Below are 18752 nucleotides of genomic sequence, written 5' to 3'. Positions count from 1 at the left end.
ATAATGAGAATTTATACATTTTTACATAAAAGAAAAGATGCAGCAAAAGCTGCATCTCTCATTTGATCCCAGCAGGATTCGAACCTGCGACCGTTCGCTTAGAAGGCGAATGCTCTATCCAGCTGAGCTATGAGACCGAACTTACTTCATTTTAGCAGAAAAAGGAAGGAGCGTCAAGGTTATTTATGGTAAGGACTCCCCTGTTGAATCATGAAAGCACGATAGATTTGTTCCACCAACACTAATTTCATCAACTGATGAGGAAGAGTTAATTGACCAAAGCTCATTAATAGATTTCCTCTTTTTTTCACTTCAGGAGACAGACCAAGACTGCCTCCAATAACAAAAGTAAGGTTTGAATAACCAGATGTCATAATCTGGTCAATCGTTTGACTAAATTTCTCTGAAGGAAATTGTTTTCCTTCGATGGCTAATACAATCACATATTCCTTATCTGAAATCTTAGAGAGAATTCGTTCCCCCTCTTTTTCAAGGATTTGTTGATTTTCGAGTTGACTGGCACGATCTGGAGTTTTTTCATCAACTAACTCAACCTGTTCTACTTTTGCAAATCGACCAAGCCTTTTAATATACTCCGCGATCCCATCTTTTAAGTATTTTTCTTTTAATTTTCCAACGGTTATCAATTTAATTTTCATTCCCCTATTGTAGCATAATTCTTCAATTCCACAAATAATCCACAGCTATAGAAAGGAAATCTATTCTATAAAGTCCTTTTTAAAGCCATTTCTCAACTAAATTCTACAAGTTATCCACAATTTGTGGATAACTTGTAGAATTTAAGATATAATTAAGAAAGTTTTTTTATACTCTAGACAATTTGATATCCTTAGGAGGAAAATATGAAATCTTCATCTAATTTACTGAAAAAAATTGGAAACGTAGCCCTCATTTTTGTTGTAGGTTTTCTAGGTGGGATTCTTGGAACCTTTTTAACCTTACAAACATCTCATTTTTCTACTTCAAATACTGAAAGTAAGCAAGTCCACTCAACCACTGTTAAAACAGCTTATAAAAATACAACCTCAACTAGTGAGGCCGTAGATAAGGTGAAAAATGCTGTAGTTTCTGTGATTACTTATTCTGATTCTTCGAATCAAGGGTTATTTGAAAAAGAAGAAAACTCTGATTCACAAATTTCTAGTGAAGGTTCTGGGGTCATTTATAAAAAAGAAGGAAAATATGCCTACCTTGTTACCAACACCCATGTAATCAATGGTGCTAAAAAAGTAGATATTCTTTTAGCAGATGGGAATAAAGTCCCAGGAGAAGTAGTTGGGTCAGATGTCTATTCTGATATTGCAGTCGTTCGCATCAGTGCGGATAAAGCAAAGGCAGTAGCCGAATTCGGAGATTCAAACCAATTAACGGTCGGTGAGACTGCAATTGCAATTGGTAGCCCTCTTGGAACAGATTATGCTAATTCTGTTACCCAAGGAATTATTTCCAGCCAAGGCCGCAATGTGAAATTGAAAGCCGATAATGGACAAAATATCTCTACACGCGCCCTACAAACAGACGCAGCCATCAACCCAGGAAACTCTGGAGGTCCATTAATCAATATTCAAGGACAAGTCATTGGGATTACCTCAAGTAAAATTTCAAATAACGGACAAACTTCAGTAGAAGGAATGGGATTTGCAATTCCTGCAAATGATGTTGTCAATATTATCAAGCAACTAGAAGAAAAAGGAAAAGTAGTTCGACCAGCTCTTGGAATCCAAATGATGGATTTATCCAACCTTTCAACTTCTGATTTAAGCCAATTAAAACTTCCTGAAAAAATCTCTGGAGGGGTACTGGTTCGTTCAACACTTGAAAATATGCCTGCTTCAGATAAATTGCAACGCTATGATGTCATCACAAAGATCGATGATACAGATATCGAGTCAACTGCAGATTTACAATCTGCCCTCTATTCTCACCAAATCAATGATACGATAAAGGTCACATTCTATCGTGATGGAAAACAACAAACAACTTCTATCAAGTTGACAAAATCAACTGAGGATCTGAGCGATTAACTTTCACTTTCTTGACATACTTGTAAACACACCTTTACGAATTTGTAAAGGTGTGTTATTCTATTCATAAGATGGAAAAATTAGAAAAAATAGCGGTAAAGGACATTCGAACCAATCCTTTCCAACCAAGAAAAGTATTTGATCAAGAAAAATTAGAAGAACTGGCTCAGTCAATCAAAGAAAATGGCTTAATTCAACCCATTATTGTCAGAAAATCTCCAATAATTGGTTTTGAATTGCTTGCAGGTGAAAGACGTTTTAGAGCTTCAAAAATTGCTGGATTAGAGCTTGTTCCTGCGATTATTAAAGAGTTAACAGATCAAGAAATGATGCGACAAGCCATTATTGAAAATCTTCAACGAGAAGATCTCAATCCAATTGAAGAAGCTATCTCCTACCAAAAGCTCGTTGATCATGGCTATAAGCACGACCAAATCGCTCAATTTATGGGGAAATCTAGACCCTATATCAGCAATATGCTTCGCTTGTTACATCTAGCACCCTCTGTTCAAGAAGCAGTCATTCAAAATGATATTTCTTCGGCTCACGCGCGTGTTCTTGTTCCTCTTGATGAAGAAGAGCAGCGATTTTGGTTGGAGCGAATCAAACAGGATCATTTAAATGTTCGAACATTAGAAAGCAAGATCAGTTCAAAAAGAAAACAGAAAAATAAAAAAGCAAAAGAGAGCTTCCTACTGGAAGAGGAACAGCGATTGAAAAAAATATTAGGAACAGATGTGACGATACACTCCTCTTCTCAAAATAAAGGAACTATCCAAATTTCTTTTTCCAGTCTTGATGAATACCAACGAATTATCAACAGCCTTAAATAAGGCTGTTATTTTTATTTTTTGTATTGACAAGCTTTTCCACCATAAAAATCTTTTGTAAATAGCAGAAAAATAAGGATATTCACTAGTTATCCCCACTTTGTGGATAACTTTTAAAAACAATGTGAATTTAAATCCACAACTTGTGGAAAAGTATAAAACTATAATTTAATTTCATGAAATTTAGCCTGTGGAAAACTATTTTTGTTTGTGGTAGAATAGGAGTACGTATGATTTGATACAATTCAAGAAAAGGAGGGAAGTCTGATAGTGTCACAAGAAGAGCAATTTTGGTCTCGTTTTTTAGAATTAGCCCAATTACAACTAAAAGATAGTGCCTATGATTTTTTTGTCGCCGATTCAAAATTAGTCAAAATCGATGGAGAGACGGCTACCATTTATCTTGATGGAAATTATAAAGAATTATTTTGGGAAACAAATCTAAAAAATGCTTTGATCACAGCCAGCTTTGAAGTCTACAATACAGATTTGAAGTTCCATTTCGTTTTTGAAGATACCGAAGAAATTCCTAGTAGTCATAGCGGTGAGAATAGGAGATTATCTTCAGGTAGCTTAGCAACCGAACCGTTACCTAAAATTGATACAGGTCTGAAATCAAAGTACACCTTTGATAATTTTGTGCAAGGGGATGGAAATATTTGGGCGAAAGCAGCAGCGCTTGCAGTTTCTGAAAATCTTGCAACAACTTACAACCCTCTCTTTATTTATGGTGGGCCAGGACTTGGAAAGACTCACCTATTGAACGCAATTGGAAATCAAATTCTAGAAAATATTCCAAATGCACGAGTTAAGTATGTTCCAGCAGAAACCTTTATTAATGAATTTTTAGAACACCTTCGATTAGGAGAAATGAAGACGTTCAAGAATACCTATCGAAGTCTTGATCTCTTACTGATTGATGATATCCAGTCACTCGGTGGGAAAAAAGTCACGACTCAAGAGGAATTCTTTAATACTTTTAATGCCCTCCATAGCGACAACAAACAGATTGTTCTAACAAGCGATCGAAGTCCGGATCATTTAGATAGTCTTGAAGAGCGGCTGGTTACTCGTTTCAAATGGGGACTAACGCAAAATATAACACCACCTGATTTTGAAACTCGGATTGCCATCTTACGGAATAAAATTGAAGATCTAGACTATATTTTTCCTAATGACACACTGGAATATCTAGCAGGTCAGTTTGATTCAAATGTTCGAGACTTAGAAGGTGCCTTAAATGATATTTCTTTAATGGCGAAGGTGAAAAAACTTAAAGAAATTACGATCGATGTTGCAGCTGAAGCTATTCGAGCTCGTAAAAACGATAATAGCAAGACGCTTGTCATCCCCATTGAAAAAATTCAGGAAGCAGTTGGAGCCTTTTATGGAGTCAGTGTAAAAGAAATCAAAGGTTCGCGAAGAGTTCAGAATATTGTCCTAGCACGACAAGTGGCTATGTATCTTTCAAGAGAGATGACGGACAACTCACTTCCTCGAATCGGAAAAGAATTCGGTGGGAAAGACCACACGACTGTCATTCATGCCTATGAAAAAATTAAAAGTATGGTCGACACAGATGATAATCTACGACTCGAAATTCAAAGTATCAAGAAAAAGTTAAATTAATCTGTGGATAACTTCCTCTTAACTTCTAGGGGTTATGCACAATTTTTAAACAAGTAACTTTTTAAGTCATAGATAGGATTCTGAGAGTTTTCCACAACTTCCACACAACCTACTATTACTATTAACTTACTAATCATAAAATAAATAAAAGGAATGACCATGATAAATTTTTCTATTAACAAAACTTTATTTTTACAAGCACTAAATACTACCAAAAGAGCGATCAGTTCTAAAAATGCTATTCCAATCCTTTCCACAATTAAAATTGATGTCACTCCAGAAGGAGTTGCCTTATCAGGATCGAATGGCCAAATTTCAATTGAAAACTTTATTTCTATCAAAGATGAAAATGCTGGTTTATTGGTGACCTCTCCAGGTTCTATTTTATTGGAAGCAACTTTCTTTATTAATGTGGTTTCAAGTTTACCAGATGTTACTTTAGATTTTAAAGAGATTGAACAAAAACAGGTTCTTTTAACAAGCGGAAAATCAGAAATTACACTTAAAGGAAAAGATGCAGATCAATATCCACGTATTCAAGAAATTGCTGCAAGTAATCCATTAGTTTTAGAAACAAAATTATTAAAACAATTAATTAATGAAACGGCATTTGCAGCAAGTGTACAAGAAAGTCGGCCAATTTTGACAGGTGTTCACTTTGTTTTATCAGATAATAAAGAGCTAAAAACAGTAGCAACAGACTCTCACCGTATGAGTCAAAAAGTGATTACACTGGAGAAAAATGGAGACAACTTTGATGTTGTCATCCCAAGTCGCTCTCTTCGTGAATTCACCTCTGTTTTTTCTGATGATATTGAAACAGTTGAGGTTTTCTTTGCTAACAATCAAATTCTCTTTAGAAGTGAACACATTAGTTTTTATACCCGTTTGCTAGAAGGAAATTATCCTGATACAGACCGTCTCATTCCAACAGAATTCAATACAGAGGCAACCTTCAATGTGGCCAACCTTCGATTTGCAATGGAGCGTGCTCGTCTTCTTTCAAATGCGACTCAAAACGGAACGGTTAAATTAGAGTTCAAAAATGGAGTGGTTTCTTCCCACGTTCATTCACCAGAAGTTGGGCGAGTAAATGAAGAGATCGATACAAGCGCCGTTTCAGGAGAGGATTTGTCTATTAGCTTTAATCCAACTTATTTGATCGAAGCGCTCAAAGCTATTGATAGTGAACAAGTTGTTATTCGTTTTATTTCTTCTGTTAGACCGTTTACATTGGTTCCAGAAGGAAATGAACAAGGGTTCATTCAATTGATTACGCCAGTTCGCACAAATTAACAAAGGTGAATCATGTATACGTTAGGTGATTTTGTAGAAATGAAAAAGCCCCACGCTTGTGTGATTAAAGAAACAGGTAAGAAGGCAAATCGTTGGGAAATTACGCGACTTGGTGCAGACATAAAAATCAAGTGTAGCAATTGTGACCATGTGGTCATGATGAGTCGCCATGATTTTGAACAGAAAATGAAGAAAGTACTATAAAAGGTTCAGTCACTTATGTGACCGAACCTTTTCGATTATTTTAATTCTTCAAATTTTCCATTTTTAACTTCTTTGAAACCACCCTGTTTCATCATATCAAAAGTTGATTTAAAGCTGATATAGTCGACTTTTTTATCTTTTTGTGTCATTACTAATTTCTTTTCAATTAGCTGATCTAAGTCTGCCTTTTCATAATTTAGTGTTGTTTTTTCAACCATATAATCATCTTTGTATTCAGCAGAATGTGTGAATCCTTTGACATCCTTGTATTCTTCATCATATTTATCGATCATTTCCTTTAATTGATCTTTTGTAACTCCCGCCTCTTTGTAATAAATAGTAGTGGTGGTTTGGTTACTGATCGCTTTATCACCTTTATGTTCTAGTGTAATACGAACATCCGTTTTCTTTTCTTGGTTGATTGCCTGAAGATAGGATTTTTGAACAGATTGTTGTCCACAAGCTCCAAGAAGAAAGAGAGTAAAGATAGCGATTAAAGAAAGAAAAATAGATTTCCATGTTTGTTTTTTCATCTGAAAAACTCCTTTGTTCATTGTTAAATAGAGTATACCATATTTATATTTTTAGAACGTTACAGTTTGATGAAAAAATCTAGTTTCAAAGGTCATGAAATATTTCATTTTTCATCACTTGTCTTTTGAATTATGTTATAATGAAAGAGATTGAAATTTGAACGGAGAAAAAGAAAAATGGCATTAACAGCAGGTATCGTTGGCTTACCAAACGTTGGTAAATCAACCCTATTTAACGCAATTACAAAAGCAGGAGCAGAGGCCGCAAACTATCCCTTTGCGACCATTGATCCAAACGTCGGGATGGTAGAAGTTCCAGATGAACGCCTCCAAAAATTGACGGAAATGATTACTCCTAAGAAGACAGTTCCGACTACTTTTGAATTTACAGATATTGCTGGGATTGTGAAAGGGGCTTCTAAAGGGGAAGGACTTGGTAATAAATTCTTGGCCAACATCCGTGAAGTAGATGCCATTGTCCATGTAGTGCGTGCTTTTGATGATGAAAATGTCATGCGGGAGCAAGGTCGTGAAGATGCCTTTGTTGATCCACTGGCAGATATTGATACCATCAATTTAGAATTAATTTTAGCCGACTTAGAGTCTGTCAATAAACGCTATGCGCGTGTAGAAAAAATTGCTCGTACACAAAAAGATAAGGATTCTGTTGCGGAATTTAATGTTCTACAAAAAATCAAACTAGTTCTTGAAGATGGTAAATCAGCTCGGACCATTGAATTCACGGAGGAAGAACAAAAAGTGGTGAAAGGACTTTTCCTTTTGACTACCAAACCAGTTCTTTATGTAGCAAATGTGGATGAAGATGTTGTTGCAGATCCAGACTCTATTGACTATGTGAAGCAAATTCGTGACTTTGCGGCAACAGAGAATGCGGAAGTCGTGGTGATTTCTGCGCGTGCTGAGGAAGAAATTTCTGAGCTAGATGATGCAGATAAACAAGAATTTTTAGAGGCGATTGGCCTAACAGAGTCTGGAGTTGATAAACTCACGCGTGCAGCTTACCACTTGTTGGGACTTGGCACTTATTTCACAGCTGGTGAAAAAGAAGTGCGTGCTTGGACCTTCAAACGTGGCATGAAAGCTCCTCAAGCTGCTGGAATCATCCACTCTGATTTTGAAAAAGGATTTATTCGTGCCGTGACCATGTCCTATGATGATTTAGTTAAATACGGTTCTGAAAAGGCTGTAAAAGAAGCAGGACGCTTGCGCGAAGAAGGAAAAGAATATGTTGTCCAAGACGGGGACATCATGGAATTCCGTTTTAATGTATAAGAGAGTTAAAAAGATGTAAAGGTTGGAAAAAATATTTCCAACCCTTTTAGTGTTTTGAAAGGAAAGAGATGACGAAATTAATTGTTGGATTGGGAAATCCAGGTGATAAGTATGTTGAAACCAAACACAATGTAGGCTTTATGTTAGTTGATCAAATGGCAAAGTCTTTAAATCTTACTTTCTCCCATGATAAGATTTTTCAAGCTGATATCGCCTCAACATTTTTGAATGGAGAAAAGGTCTATTTTGTAAAGCCGACCACTTTTATGAATGAGAGTGGAAAAGCAGTCCATGCCCTTCTGACTTATTATGGTCTGGATATTGAAGATCTTTTGGTTATTTACGATGATTTAGATATGGAAGTTGGCAAGATTCGTCTTCGAGCTAAAGGATCAGCTGGAGGTCATAACGGAATCAAATCGATTATCAATCATATTGGAACTCAGACTTTTTATCGAATTAAGATTGGAATTGGAAGACCTAAGCAGGGCATGTCAGTTGTTCATCATGTCTTAGGAAAATTTGATAAAGACGATTACATCACCATTCTACAAACAATCGATCGAGTAGAAGAAGCGGTTAACGATTACTTGGTAGAAGAAAATTTTGAAAGAAGCATGCAGAAATACAACGGGTAAGTAGATGAATGTAATTGATTTAGTGAGTCAAAACTCCACCCTTCTATCCTGGCAACAAGGTTTGCAAAAAAATAATAGGGAATTGATCTTAGGATTGTCTGCAACTACAAAGGCTATTGTAATGGCTTCAGCCTTTGATTCTATTGAAAAAGCAGTCCTCATCACTTCCAGTTATAACGAAGCGGAACGATTGGCCAGTGATTTTATTTCCTTGCTTGGAGAAGAGAAAGTCCATACATTTTTGGGAGATGATAATCCTTTAGCAGAATTTGTTTTCGCTTCACAAGAAAGGCAATTTGCACGATTAGAGGCTTTGAACTTTGTATGTCAAGAAGATCGTCAAGGCATCCTTGTGACCAATGTGAGTGGTATAAAACTACTATTACCTTCTCCTAAAGTTTTTGCATCTAGTATTTTTCAATTGAAGGTTGGTCAAGAAATAGACTTAACTACTCTGAGTGAAACATTACAAAAGATTGGCTATCAAAAGGTGAGCCAAGTTTTGCAACAGGGAGAGTTTAGTCTACGAGGAGATATTTTAGATATCTTTGAGATCGAACAACTCCAACCCTATCGGATTGAATTTTTCGGAGATGAGATTGATGGAATCCGAATCTTTGACCCAGAAAGTCAGCGTTCTGTTGAAAATGTTGAAGAAGTTCAACTGAAGGCAGTGAGTGATCTATTGTTGCAAGAGGAAGATTTTATCCGTGGTCAGCAGCAAATAGAACAATTGCAAGAACAGAGCGCGAATGAAGAATTTAAATCTTATCTAGCAGAAATTCTGGGAGATATTTCTCAAAGGAAACTCCATCCGGATCTTAGAAAATTTATTAGTTTCTTTTACAAGAAACAATATACTCTATTCGATTATCTTCCTAAACACACTCCAGTCTTTCTGGATGATTATCAAAAAATAGCAGATCAAATAGCGAGATTTGAACTAGATACAGCTAATCTCTTGACGGAAGATTTACATAAAAATAGAGCTTCTTCTCGCCAAGTGTATTTTGCAGACACCAGTACAATTTTACGAAAATATACGCCTGCAACTTATTTTTCAAACTTTCAAAAAGGATTGGGAAATCTGAAATTTGATCATTTGTATCAATTCAATCAATATCCCATGCAGGAGTTTTTTGGACAATTTGATTTACTAAAAGAGGAAATTGAACGGTATCGAAAATCAAACTATACTGTTATTGTTCAAGCAACTTCTCATCAAAATCTTCAACAGCTCCATAAAAATTTAGAAGAGTATGGGATTAGATTAGATTATATTGATGGGGATGCGATTATCCCTCAAGCTAGTCAATTAATTGTTGGAGGACTAGCTCACGGTTTCCAATTTGTTGATGAAAAAATTGTCTACATTACAGAATCAGAGATTTATCAGAAAAAGATCAAACGAAAGATTCGCAGGCAAAATATTTCCAATGCAGAACGCCTAAAAAATTATAATGAATTGGAAAAAGGGGACTATGTTGTTCACCAAGTTCATGGTATTGGTCAATATTTGGGAATTGAAACGATTGAAATTTCGGGTGTCCATCGTGATTATGTTTCAATTCAATATCAAAATGGAGATCGCATCTCGATTCCTGTCGATCAGATTCAGATGTTGTCCAAATACGTTGCAAGCGATGGAAAAGCGCCAAAAATTAACAAGTTAAATGATGGGCGTTTCCAAAAAACGAAGCAAAAGGTTCAGACCCAGGTGGAGGACATTGCAGATGATTTGATAAAACTTTATGCGGAGCGTAGTCAATTAGAAGGATTTGCCTATTCCAAAGATGATGAAAATCAAGAGGCTTTTGAACAAGATTTTCCATATATTGAAACAGATGATCAATTACGTTCCATTGAAGAAATCAAAAAAGATATGGAATCGAATCGTCCGATGGACCGATTGCTGGTTGGAGACGTCGGTTTTGGGAAAACAGAGGTCGCTATGCGAGCAGCCTTTAAGGCAGTAAATGATCATAAACAAGTAGCAGTGCTGGTTCCTACCACGGTTCTTGCCCAACAACATTATGCCAATTTTAAGGAGCGTTTTGAATCTTTTGCAGTAGAAGTTGCTGTTTTAAGTCGTTTCCAGAGTAAGGCAGAGCAGAAAGAAACGCTTGAAAAGTTGAAAAAAGGACGAGTGGATATTATTATTGGAACTCACCGGCTCTTGTCCAAAGATGTTGTTTTTTCAGACTTAGGCTTAATCGTGATCGATGAAGAACAACGTTTTGGAGTGAAGCACAAAGAAACCTTGAAAGAATTGAAAAAAAAGGTGGATGTGCTTACCTTGACAGCTACCCCTATACCTCGAACTCTTCATATGTCTATGCTAGGAATTCGAGATTTGTCTGTCATCGAAACACCTCCGACCAATCGGTATCCTGTGCAAACTTTTGTATTAGAGACCAATCCAACCATTATTCGAGACGCTGTGTTGCGGGAGATGGATCGTGGAGGTCAAGTGTACTATCTTTACAACAAGGTAGATACAATTGAACAAAAGGTGTCTGAATTAAAAGAGTTGATTCCAGAGGCTTCGATTGGCTTTGTTCATGGTCAGATGAGTGAAGTTCGCTTAGAAAATACCCTGTTGGATTTCATTAATGGCGAATACGATGTCTTAGTGACGACAACCATTATTGAGACAGGTGTGGATATTCCAAATGCCAATACACTCTTTATTGAAAATGCGGATCACATGGGGCTTTCAACGCTTTATCAACTAAGAGGTCGTGTGGGACGAAGCAATCGAATTGCTTATGCTTATTTGATGTATCGTCCAGACAAATCTCTTACAGAAGTGTCTGAAAAACGTTTAGAAGCTATTAAAGGTTTTACTGAGTTGGGGTCTGGCTTTAAAATTGCTATGCGAGATTTATCGATCCGTGGAGCAGGGAATATCCTTGGAGCTTCTCAATCTGGTTTCATCGATTCAGTTGGTTTTGAAATGTATTCTCAATTGTTAGAAGAAGCTATTGCTAAGAAACAAGGCCAAGAGCATCGTAGGCAAAAGAGCAATGCAGAGTTGAACCTTCAAATAGATGCGTATTTACCTAATGAATATATTTCAGATCAACGTCAAAAAATTGAAATTTACAAACAAATTCGTGAAATGAATTCTGCGACAGACTATGAATACTTGCAAGATGAATTGATCGATCGTTTTGGAGAATACTCAGATGTTGTCGCCTACCTACTTGAAATTGGTTTAGTGAAAGCTTACTTGGATCAAGTCTTTGTCCGTCTTGTTGAGAGAAAACAACAAAAAGTGACAGTGAAATTTGAACCTATTGCCAAACAACTGTTTTTAACACAGGATTATTTCAAAGCTCTGTCAATGACACAGTTAAAGGCACAGATTGCAGAAGAAAAGGGATTGATTGAAGTGATCTTCGATATTCGAAATAAGAAAGATTTTGAAATTTTGGAAGCTCTGAAGCAATTTGGTCAAACCTTATTGGAAATTAAACAGGAAAAAGAAAAGGACTAGCAGTTCTTAGCTCATTTTTCGCATTTTATGTATAAAAAATGATACAATACTATGTTAGAGGTGACAGTATGAGATTAGATAAATATTTAAAAGTTTCTCGCATTATTAAGCGTCGTCCTGTTGCAAAGGAAGTTGCAGATAAAGGGCGAATCAAAGTCAATGGAGTATTAGCAAAAAGTTCAACGGATTTGAAAGTGAATGATCAAATTGAAGTTCGTTTTGGAAATAAAGTATTGACGGTTAAAGTCTTGGAAATGTTGGATAGTACAAAAAAAGAAGATGCATCCAAAATGTACGAAATAATTAGTGAAACAAGGATAGAAGAAGATGCCTAAAAATATCGTTCAAATGAACAATAAATATATCAAAGACGAAAGTCAGCGAAAACGTTTTTTAGAAGAAGAAAGAAAAAAACGCAATCGTTTTCTGGGGCTCGTTTTGATATTGGTCATGTTACTGTTTATTCTTCCAACTTATAATTTAGCCCAGAGCTATCAATCGCTACAAGATAAAAAAGAACAATACAAACAGTTGGAAAAAGAGTATAAAGAAACAAGTGAACAAAAAGAATACCAACAAGACATCGCTAAAAAATTAAAAGACGATGATTATGCAACAAAATATGCACGCGCTAAGTATTCTTTTTCAAAAGATGGTGAATATGTTTACACCATCCCAGATTTACTCCCGCAATAACCGATGGAAAATATCTTACAAACAGTTAAACAATTTCTTGAATTTTCGGATGAAAAATTAGAGGAATTAAAAAAGAAAAACCAAATGATTAAACTTCAAAAGGATGAAAAGGAAAGGAATACAGGTGTCTAAACGATTTCTACTCCTATTGTTAGTTCCAATTTTATTTATTGGGTCTCAAGCAGCGAGTGTCGAGCAGTCTGAGTCTTCTCAGACAATGGCTCATCCATCAGAACTTTATTTTTCTTCAATTCCAGCGAACCCGAATGTCTATCGCAAAATTTCTGTTTTTTCTGATCCTCAGTTGAAAAAAGCACAAGGAGAAATTCTCCCCAACACACCGTTTACAATCGAACAACTCTTTGTAAATGATGAAGGGAAAGCTGTATTTAAAATAGCAGATAAAGGATATGTATTAGCAGATTCTTCTGTCATTTTTTCTGATGTTGTACAAGAAACACAAGAAAAAAAACAAGACATGTGGCTAAAACCTGGTTTTAAAGTGTATGACCGACCCTTAATAAATGGTACAAAAGAAAAAAATACACCTCTTTCTCCTTATACAAAAGTGACAGTCTTACGTACAGCTAAGACTTTACGAGATGAATTTGTGGAGATTGAAGGTCAGGGCTGGGTGAACAAAGCATTCGTCACTGAAAAAGATAATCGAATGGAAAAAGTCCAGGAATTGTTGAATAGTAAATACAATTCTCCTTCGTATGGAATCTATGTAAAACAATTAGAGACTGGAAATACTGCTGGAATCAATCCGCAAAAAGAAATGTATTCTGCCAGTGTAACAAAATTACCATACTTGTACTACGTCCAAGAACAGCTCAATAAAAAAGCCATTTCTCCAACTACAACCTACAAATATATTCCAGAAGTCAATGATTTCAAAGGTGGCTATGAACCAGAAGGAAGTGGTAGCCTTTCAAAAACACCCGATGGAAAAGAATACAGTGTTCAAGAGTTGGTAGATAAGATTGCAAAAGAATCAGATAATGTTGGACATAATATCTTGAATTATTATGTCACTCATCAATCAGATCAAGACTTCCAAAAAACTTTGGATAGGATTGCAAAGAAACATTGGGATGTTGAAAAAAGAGAAGCATCCGCTGAAATGGCTGGCAATGTCATGGAGGCTGTCTATCAACAAAATGGCCCTATTATTGATGCGCTCTCCTCTACAAAATATGATGATCAACGGATTGCGCGTGACCTTCCAGTAAAAGTTGCTCATAAAATTGGAGATGCCTATGATTTTAGACATGATGTTGCGATTGTATACACAAATTCACCCTATGTAATAGCCATTTTTACAGATCATTCGAATTATGATACGATTTCCAACATTTCAAAAGATATCTATGAGGTATTGAAATAATGGAAAAGCGATTTTTAGAGTTTTGTGAAAAACAAGATCTATTTACTCCCCATCGCCGTGTTTTGGTTGCCTTATCTGGTGGATTGGATTCAATGAATCTGTATGAACTTTTATATAAGAATAAAGAACGATTGAAAATCCATCTGGTACTCGCTCATGTCAATCATGGACAAAGACCAGAATCAGATTTAGAAGAAAGTGAACTTCGAACGCTAGCTGATAGGCGAGAGACACGTATCTATGTGGCTCACTATTCGGGTGATTTTACAGAAGCAAAAGCTCGTACCTTTCGTTATGATTTTTTTAAACAGATTATGGAGAAAGAAGATTGCACCGCTTTAGTAACAGGTCATCATGCAAATGATCAAGCTGAAACAACTTTCATGCGCTTAATACGAGGAACAAAATTACGCCATTTAAATGGCATTCCTGTACGCCAACCATTTGGTAAGGGTGAGCTAATCCGTCCTTTGTTAACTTTTACCAAAGATGAGTTGATGGAAATCCCTCACTTTGAAGACAGTAGCAATGACTCACAGGACTATTTTCGAAATCGTGTACGCCATCAATACCTTCCAGAATTTGAAAAAGAAAATCCTCAAATGCAAGTAAGTCTTCGTTATTTAGCAGAAGAAGTGACTCATTGGCACCAAGCACTGAAAGAATTGACTAGCGAGTTAACCATTCAAGATTTAGCTTTTTTTAGAACGTATTCTCATTCTGTACAATCATTCTTATTAGAAGAGTATTTGGCACAATTTCCAGATTTGCAACTTGGTAGGGTACAGTTTCAAGAATTATTAAATTTACTGCGAAAAAAAAGAAATTGCGTCCATTATTTAAAGTCGAATTATGAACTACATCAGGAATATGATTTCTTTGAAATACAAAAAATCAGTCAAAAGTCGGATGACCAACCCCTCCCATTTTTGTTAGAATTTGGGAATATCTTTGAAATTGCAAATTATAAACTATCTTTTGGACAACCATTAGTAGGGGAAAATGTAGAAATTCTTTCTGTTTCACGCGAAACTCCCATCTTAATTAGAAGGAGAAAGGAAGGAGATCAGCTACTTGTTAATGGCCACCATCAAAAATTAAGACGGTGGTTTATCAACCATAAAATTCCAATTTCTCTTCGGCAAAAGGCTCTCATTATAGAACAAAATCATAATATTCTTTCTGTAGTGGGATTGGTAACGAGTGATTTGAGTAAGCTCTCAAAAAGTGGTATAATGAAAGATAGTCTTTATATTCAAAAAATAGATAGGTAAAAACATGTTAGAAAAAGATATAAAAAAAGTATTGGTTTCACATGATGAAATTGTAGAAGCAGCAAAGAAATTGGGTGAAACCCTAACAAAAGAGTACCAAGGAAAAAATCCAATTTTTGTTGGAATTTTGAAAGGCTCTGTTCCATTTATGGCAGAGTTGATCAACCACGTGGATACACATATTGAATTGGATTTTATGCTGGTTTCAAGTTATCATGGTGGTACAGCAAGCTCAGGTATTATTAATATTATCAAGGATATCGACCAAGATATTACTGGTAGAGATATTTTATTTGTAGAAGATATTATCGATACAGGTAAAACCCTCAAGAGTCTAAAAGAACTCTTTGAAGAACGAAATGCGGCATCTGTAAAGATTGCTACCTTACTGGATAAACCTGAGGGACGTTTGGTTGAGATTGAAGCAGATTACACCTGCTTTACGATTCCAAATGAGTTTGTTGTAGGATATGGTTTAGACTATGATGAAAATTATCGTAACCTACCCTATGTTGGTGTATTAAAAGAGGAAGTGTACTCAAAATAGAGGAGACTAGATGAATAACAGAAAAAATAACGGTTTTGTTCGAAATCCATTTCTGTATTTGTTGATTATTGTAGCGGCTGTGACAGGATTCCAGTACTTTTTTGCGGGTAATGGAGTTGGTCAAAGTCAGCAAATCAACTACACAGAATTGGTCAAGGAAATTAAAAATGATAATGTAAAAACGATCAGTTACCAACCAAATGGTAGTGTGATTGAAATTGCAGGGACCTATAATAAAGCTAAAGAATCAAAAGATGATACAGGAATTCAATTTTTTACCCCAAGTGTTCAAAAAGTATCTCGCTTTACTAGTGTCATCCTCCCATCTGATATCACCGTCAATGAATTACAAAAATTAGCAGCTGACCACAAAGCAGAAATCACCATTAAGCGTGAGAGCTCAAGTGGCATGTGGATAACAATTCTCACTTCAATTGTTCCATTTGTTATCGTCATGTTTTTCTTCTTCTCAATGATGAACCAAGGCGGTGGCGGAGGTGCCAGAGGTGCAATGAACTTTGGTCGTAATAAAGCCCGCGCTGCTAATAAAGAAGATATTAAAGTTCGTTTTTCAGATGTAGCGGGAGCTGAAGAAGAAAAACAAGAACTTGTTGAAGTTGTTGAATTTTTAAAAGATCCAAAACGCTTTACTAAATTGGGTGCAAGAATCCCAGCAGGTGTGCTTCTTGAAGGCCCTCCAGGAACTGGTAAAACCCTTTTAGCAAAAGCAGTAGCTGGTGAAGCTGGAGTTCCATTCTTCAGTATCTCTGGTTCTGACTTTGTTGAAATGTTTGTCGGAGTCGGTGCTAGCCGGGTTCGTTCACTTTTTGAAGATGCTAAAAAAGCAGCACCAGCCATTATCTTTATCGATGAAATTGATGCTGTTGGGCGCCAACGTGGTATAGGTCTTGGTGGCGGAAATGATGAACGTGAACAAACCCTTAATCAGCTCTTGATTGAGATGGATGGTTTTGAAGGCAACGAAGGAATCATTGTTATCGCAGCAACTAACCGTTCTGATGTCCTTGACCCTGCCCTTCTTCGTCCTGGCCGTTTTGACCGTAAAGTATTAGTTGGACGTCCAGATGTGAAAGGTCGTGAGGCAATTCTTCGTGTTCATGCTAAGAATAAGCCACTTGCTCAAGATGTGGACTTGAAATTGGTTGCTCAACAAACACCAGGATTTGTCGGTGCTGATCTCGAAAATGTTTTGAACGAAGCAGCCTTGGTTGCAGCTCGTCGAAATAAAAAAGTAATTGATGCTGCTGATATCGATGAAGCAGAAGATCGTGTTATTGCAGGTCCATCTAAGAAAGATCGGACGATTTCGCAAAAAGAACGTGAAATGGTTGCTTATCACGAAGCTGGTCATACAATCGTTGGTCTGGTCTTATCAAATGCTCGTGTAGTTCATAAAGTTACTATTGTTCCACGCGGTCGCGCAGGCGGTTACATGATTGCCCTTCCAAAAGAAGATCAAATGTTACTTTCTAAAGAGGACATGAAAGAACAATTAGCAGGGCTCATGGGAGGACGTGTTGCCGAAGAAATTATTTTCAATTCGCAAACAACAGGTGCTTCAAATGACTTTGAACAAGCTACCCAAATGGCGCGTGCAATGGTGACAGAATATGGTATGAGTGAAAAACTTGGACCGGTTCAATATGAAGGAAATCATGCGATGTTTGGTGCTCAAAGCCCACAAAAAATGATTTCAGAACAGACGGCTTACGAAATTGATGAAGAAGTTCGTGGTCTATTGAATGAAGCCCGTAATAAAGCGGCAGAAATTATTCAAGGAAATAGAGAAACGCATAAACTGATTGCTGAAGCTCTATTAAAATATGAAACCTTGGATAGTGTTCAAATTAAATCATTATACGAAACAGGAAAAATGCCTGAAAATTCAGAGCATGAATTAGAAGAAGAAGCAAAACCTCTATCATATGATGAGATTAAGTCAAAATTAGAAGAAAATAACTAATTCAAAAGAAGGAAAATATTTCCTTCTTTTTTTATTAAAAAAGTGTTGACAGAGTAAAAATATTCTGTATAATAGAATATGTTGTAAAAATGGTCCGTTGGTCAAGGGGTTAAGACACCGCCTTTTCACGGCGGTAACACGGGTTCGAATCCCGTACGGACTATCGATAAACTGTCACCAAGTGGCAGTTTTTTTGTGTATTTGGACAAAATAGTCAAAAATAATAACCAAATAGTTAAAAAAACGTGCAGAATAGAAAAAAAGTCCAATGGGCTTCTTTATTTTTATAAAATACAGATAAAAGTAAAGGAGAGCTTATGGAATTTAATAAAATGTATCAAAAAGTAAAATATATCGTAAGAAAATGTGAAAAAGAGTATTATATTCAATTATGGGAAAAGGATGATTGGGAACAAGAAGGTCAGCTAACTCTGTTTGAACTTTATCAAAAAAATCCTGAAATTGAAACAAATGAAGAATTACTTTATACATATTTCAAAACAAAATTTAGAAATCATATTAAAGATAAAATAAGACAACAGGAAAGTGATAAGAGAAAAATTAATAGACTTCCATATATTGAAATTGGAGAAATTAGTCACAGAATTTCATCAAGAAAAATATATTTAGATGAGCTAGTTGTTCTGAGAGATGCATTAAAACGTTTTAAAGAAAAATTAACAGTAAAAGAAAAAGAACAATATGAAGCATTACTAGCAAACAGAAGATGTCTAGGAAAAACAAAAATGAAAAAGAAATTAGAGAACTATCTAAAGGATTTTAAAAATTCAATTTAAGAACGGAAAGTTGACAGTGTATAAATGAACTTTCAAAAAAATAAAATTTTTTGAGAAAAAGTGTTGACAGTAAGGGTAGGTCATGATATACTAATAT

18 protein-coding genes and 2 tRNA genes are annotated in these 18752 nt (G+C 35.9%); 17 read left to right on the top strand and 3 right to left on the bottom strand.

The features are described 5' to 3' along the window. Window positions 1-63 precede the first annotated feature (63 nt). Window positions 64-137, bottom strand: a tRNA-Arg gene (locus tag HMPREF2832_RS05755). Window positions 138-179: 42 nt separating this feature from the next. Continuing rightward, complete coding sequence (gene rlmH / locus HMPREF2832_RS05750; protein ID WP_003009233.1) at window positions 180-659, bottom strand: 23S rRNA (pseudouridine(1915)-N(3))-methyltransferase RlmH; 480 nt, start codon at window positions 657-659, stop codon at window positions 180-182. 204 nt (window positions 660-863) lie between these two features. Here rlmH and HMPREF2832_RS05745 point away from each other — a divergent pair, with 204 nt between their 5' ends. From HMPREF2832_RS05745 to HMPREF2832_RS05725, 5 genes are all read left to right on the top strand, one after another. After that, a complete protein-coding gene (locus HMPREF2832_RS05745) occupies window positions 864-2045 on the top strand; it encodes a serine protease HtrA (protein WP_049495809.1) in 1182 nt (393 codons plus the stop codon). Between the two features lie 71 nt (window positions 2046-2116). After that, window positions 2117-2878, top strand: coding sequence for a ParB/RepB/Spo0J family partition protein (locus HMPREF2832_RS05740; protein WP_049495811.1), 762 nt, complete (start codon window positions 2117-2119; stop codon window positions 2876-2878). Between the two features lie 267 nt (window positions 2879-3145). Next, window positions 3146-4504, top strand: a complete 1359-nt coding sequence (gene dnaA / locus HMPREF2832_RS05735) for a chromosomal replication initiator protein DnaA (protein WP_049495814.1) — start codon at window positions 3146-3148, stop codon at window positions 4502-4504. 159 nt (window positions 4505-4663) lie between these two features. Then, complete coding sequence (gene dnaN, locus HMPREF2832_RS05730; RefSeq protein WP_021154169.1) at window positions 4664-5800, top strand: DNA polymerase III subunit beta; 1137 nt, start codon at window positions 4664-4666, stop codon at window positions 5798-5800. Window positions 5801-5812: 12 nt separating this feature from the next. Further along, window positions 5813-6004 carry a DUF951 domain-containing protein gene (locus HMPREF2832_RS05725; RefSeq protein ID WP_003002008.1) on the top strand — a complete coding sequence of 64 codons (192 nt, stop codon included), beginning with the start codon at window positions 5813-5815 and terminating at the stop codon, window positions 6002-6004. Between the two features lie 35 nt (window positions 6005-6039). Here the strand turns inward: HMPREF2832_RS05725 and HMPREF2832_RS05720 are convergent, their stop codons facing one another. Then, window positions 6040-6537: a DUF1307 domain-containing protein gene (locus HMPREF2832_RS05720; RefSeq protein WP_049495817.1), complete on the bottom strand. Its 498-nt coding sequence runs from the start codon at window positions 6535-6537 to the stop codon at window positions 6040-6042. Window positions 6538-6714: 177 nt separating this feature from the next. Here HMPREF2832_RS05720 and ychF point away from each other — a divergent pair, with 177 nt between their 5' ends. From ychF to HMPREF2832_RS05665, 12 genes are all read left to right on the top strand, one after another. After that, window positions 6715-7830 (top strand): redox-regulated ATPase YchF, encoded by a 1116-nt coding sequence (ychF, locus tag HMPREF2832_RS05715; protein ID WP_049495819.1) that lies wholly within the window; start codon window positions 6715-6717, stop codon window positions 7828-7830. Window positions 7831-7898: 68 nt separating this feature from the next. Then, a complete protein-coding gene (gene pth, locus HMPREF2832_RS05710; protein WP_003002186.1) occupies window positions 7899-8468 on the top strand; it encodes an aminoacyl-tRNA hydrolase in 570 nt (189 codons plus the stop codon). Window positions 8469-8472: 4 nt separating this feature from the next. Next, window positions 8473-11967 (top strand): transcription-repair coupling factor, encoded by a 3495-nt coding sequence (gene mfd / locus HMPREF2832_RS05705; RefSeq protein ID WP_049495823.1) that lies wholly within the window; start codon window positions 8473-8475, stop codon window positions 11965-11967. 68 nt (window positions 11968-12035) lie between these two features. Beyond that, entirely contained in the window at window positions 12036-12302 is a 267-nt protein-coding gene (locus tag HMPREF2832_RS05700; RefSeq protein ID WP_003002258.1) for an RNA-binding S4 domain-containing protein, read from the top strand. After that, window positions 12295-12663 (top strand): FtsB family cell division protein, encoded by a 369-nt coding sequence (locus HMPREF2832_RS05695; RefSeq protein WP_003009251.1) that lies wholly within the window; start codon window positions 12295-12297, stop codon window positions 12661-12663. The genes HMPREF2832_RS05700 and HMPREF2832_RS05695 overlap by 8 nt, the downstream gene beginning before the upstream one ends. 3 nt (window positions 12664-12666) lie before the next feature. Next, window positions 12667-12795, top strand: a complete 129-nt coding sequence (locus HMPREF2832_RS10500; RefSeq protein ID WP_003009253.1) for an SP_0009 family protein — start codon at window positions 12667-12669, stop codon at window positions 12793-12795. Beyond that, entirely contained in the window at window positions 12767-14053 is a 1287-nt protein-coding gene (locus tag HMPREF2832_RS05690) for a serine hydrolase (RefSeq protein WP_049495826.1), read from the top strand. The genes HMPREF2832_RS10500 and HMPREF2832_RS05690 overlap by 29 nt, the downstream gene beginning before the upstream one ends. Beyond that, window positions 14053-15327, top strand: coding sequence for a tRNA lysidine(34) synthetase TilS (tilS, locus tag HMPREF2832_RS05685; protein WP_049495829.1), 1275 nt, complete (start codon window positions 14053-14055; stop codon window positions 15325-15327). Before HMPREF2832_RS05690 ends, tilS begins: the two co-directional genes overlap by 1 nt. Before the next feature lie 4 nt (window positions 15328-15331). After that, entirely contained in the window at window positions 15332-15874 is a 543-nt protein-coding gene (hpt, locus tag HMPREF2832_RS05680; protein WP_003018402.1) for a hypoxanthine phosphoribosyltransferase, read from the top strand. Between the two features lie 10 nt (window positions 15875-15884). Then, window positions 15885-17858: an ATP-dependent zinc metalloprotease FtsH gene (ftsH, locus tag HMPREF2832_RS05675; protein WP_070505947.1), complete on the top strand. Its 1974-nt coding sequence runs from the start codon at window positions 15885-15887 to the stop codon at window positions 17856-17858. A 91-nt stretch (window positions 17859-17949) separates the two neighbouring features. Beyond that, a tRNA-Glu gene (locus tag HMPREF2832_RS05670) sits at window positions 17950-18021 on the top strand. Between the two features lie 154 nt (window positions 18022-18175). Then, on the top strand, window positions 18176-18655 hold the full coding sequence (locus HMPREF2832_RS05665; protein WP_003009261.1) for a sigma-70 family RNA polymerase sigma factor: 480 nt from the start codon (window positions 18176-18178) through the stop codon (window positions 18653-18655). Window positions 18656-18752 lie beyond the last annotated feature (97 nt).

It is taken from the genome of Streptococcus sp. HMSC073D05, from assembly GCF_001812015.1.
Classification (GTDB): Bacteria; Bacillota; Bacilli; order Lactobacillales; family Streptococcaceae; genus Streptococcus; species Streptococcus parasanguinis_D.
The sequence above is the reverse complement of the archived record's forward strand: the minus strand, read 5'-3'. Positions and strand labels throughout refer to the sequence as shown.

Bases quoted from the DNA above. Each gene is read 5' to 3' on its own strand.
- rlmH (WP_003009233.1), bottom strand. From the start codon at position 659: ATGAAAATTAAATTGATAACCGTTGGAAAATTAAAAGAAAAATACTTA.
- HMPREF2832_RS05745 (WP_049495809.1), top strand. From the start codon at position 864: ATGAAATCTTCATCTAATTTACTGAAAAAAATTGGAAACGTAGCCCTC.
- HMPREF2832_RS05740 (WP_049495811.1), top strand. From the start codon at position 2,117: ATGGAAAAATTAGAAAAAATAGCGGTAAAGGACATTCGAACCAATCCT.
- dnaN (WP_021154169.1), top strand. From the start codon at position 4,664: ATGATAAATTTTTCTATTAACAAAACTTTATTTTTACAAGCACTAAAT.
- HMPREF2832_RS05725 (WP_003002008.1), top strand. From the start codon at position 5,813: ATGTATACGTTAGGTGATTTTGTAGAAATGAAAAAGCCCCACGCTTGT.
- HMPREF2832_RS05720 (WP_049495817.1), bottom strand. From the start codon at position 6,537: ATGAAAAAACAAACATGGAAATCTATTTTTCTTTCTTTAATCGCTATC.
- ychF (WP_049495819.1), top strand. From the start codon at position 6,715: ATGGCATTAACAGCAGGTATCGTTGGCTTACCAAACGTTGGTAAATCA.
- pth (WP_003002186.1), top strand. From the start codon at position 7,899: ATGACGAAATTAATTGTTGGATTGGGAAATCCAGGTGATAAGTATGTT.
- mfd (WP_049495823.1), top strand. From the start codon at position 8,473: ATGAATGTAATTGATTTAGTGAGTCAAAACTCCACCCTTCTATCCTGG.
- HMPREF2832_RS05700 (WP_003002258.1), top strand. From the start codon at position 12,036: ATGAGATTAGATAAATATTTAAAAGTTTCTCGCATTATTAAGCGTCGT.
- HMPREF2832_RS05695 (WP_003009251.1), top strand. From the start codon at position 12,295: ATGCCTAAAAATATCGTTCAAATGAACAATAAATATATCAAAGACGAA.
- HMPREF2832_RS10500 (WP_003009253.1), top strand. From the start codon at position 12,667: ATGGAAAATATCTTACAAACAGTTAAACAATTTCTTGAATTTTCGGAT.
- HMPREF2832_RS05690 (WP_049495826.1), top strand. From the start codon at position 12,767: ATGAAAAGGAAAGGAATACAGGTGTCTAAACGATTTCTACTCCTATTG.
- tilS (WP_049495829.1), top strand. From the start codon at position 14,053: ATGGAAAAGCGATTTTTAGAGTTTTGTGAAAAACAAGATCTATTTACT.
- hpt (WP_003018402.1), top strand. From the start codon at position 15,332: ATGTTAGAAAAAGATATAAAAAAAGTATTGGTTTCACATGATGAAATT.
- ftsH (WP_070505947.1), top strand. From the start codon at position 15,885: ATGAATAACAGAAAAAATAACGGTTTTGTTCGAAATCCATTTCTGTAT.
- HMPREF2832_RS05665 (WP_003009261.1), top strand. From the start codon at position 18,176: ATGGAATTTAATAAAATGTATCAAAAAGTAAAATATATCGTAAGAAAA.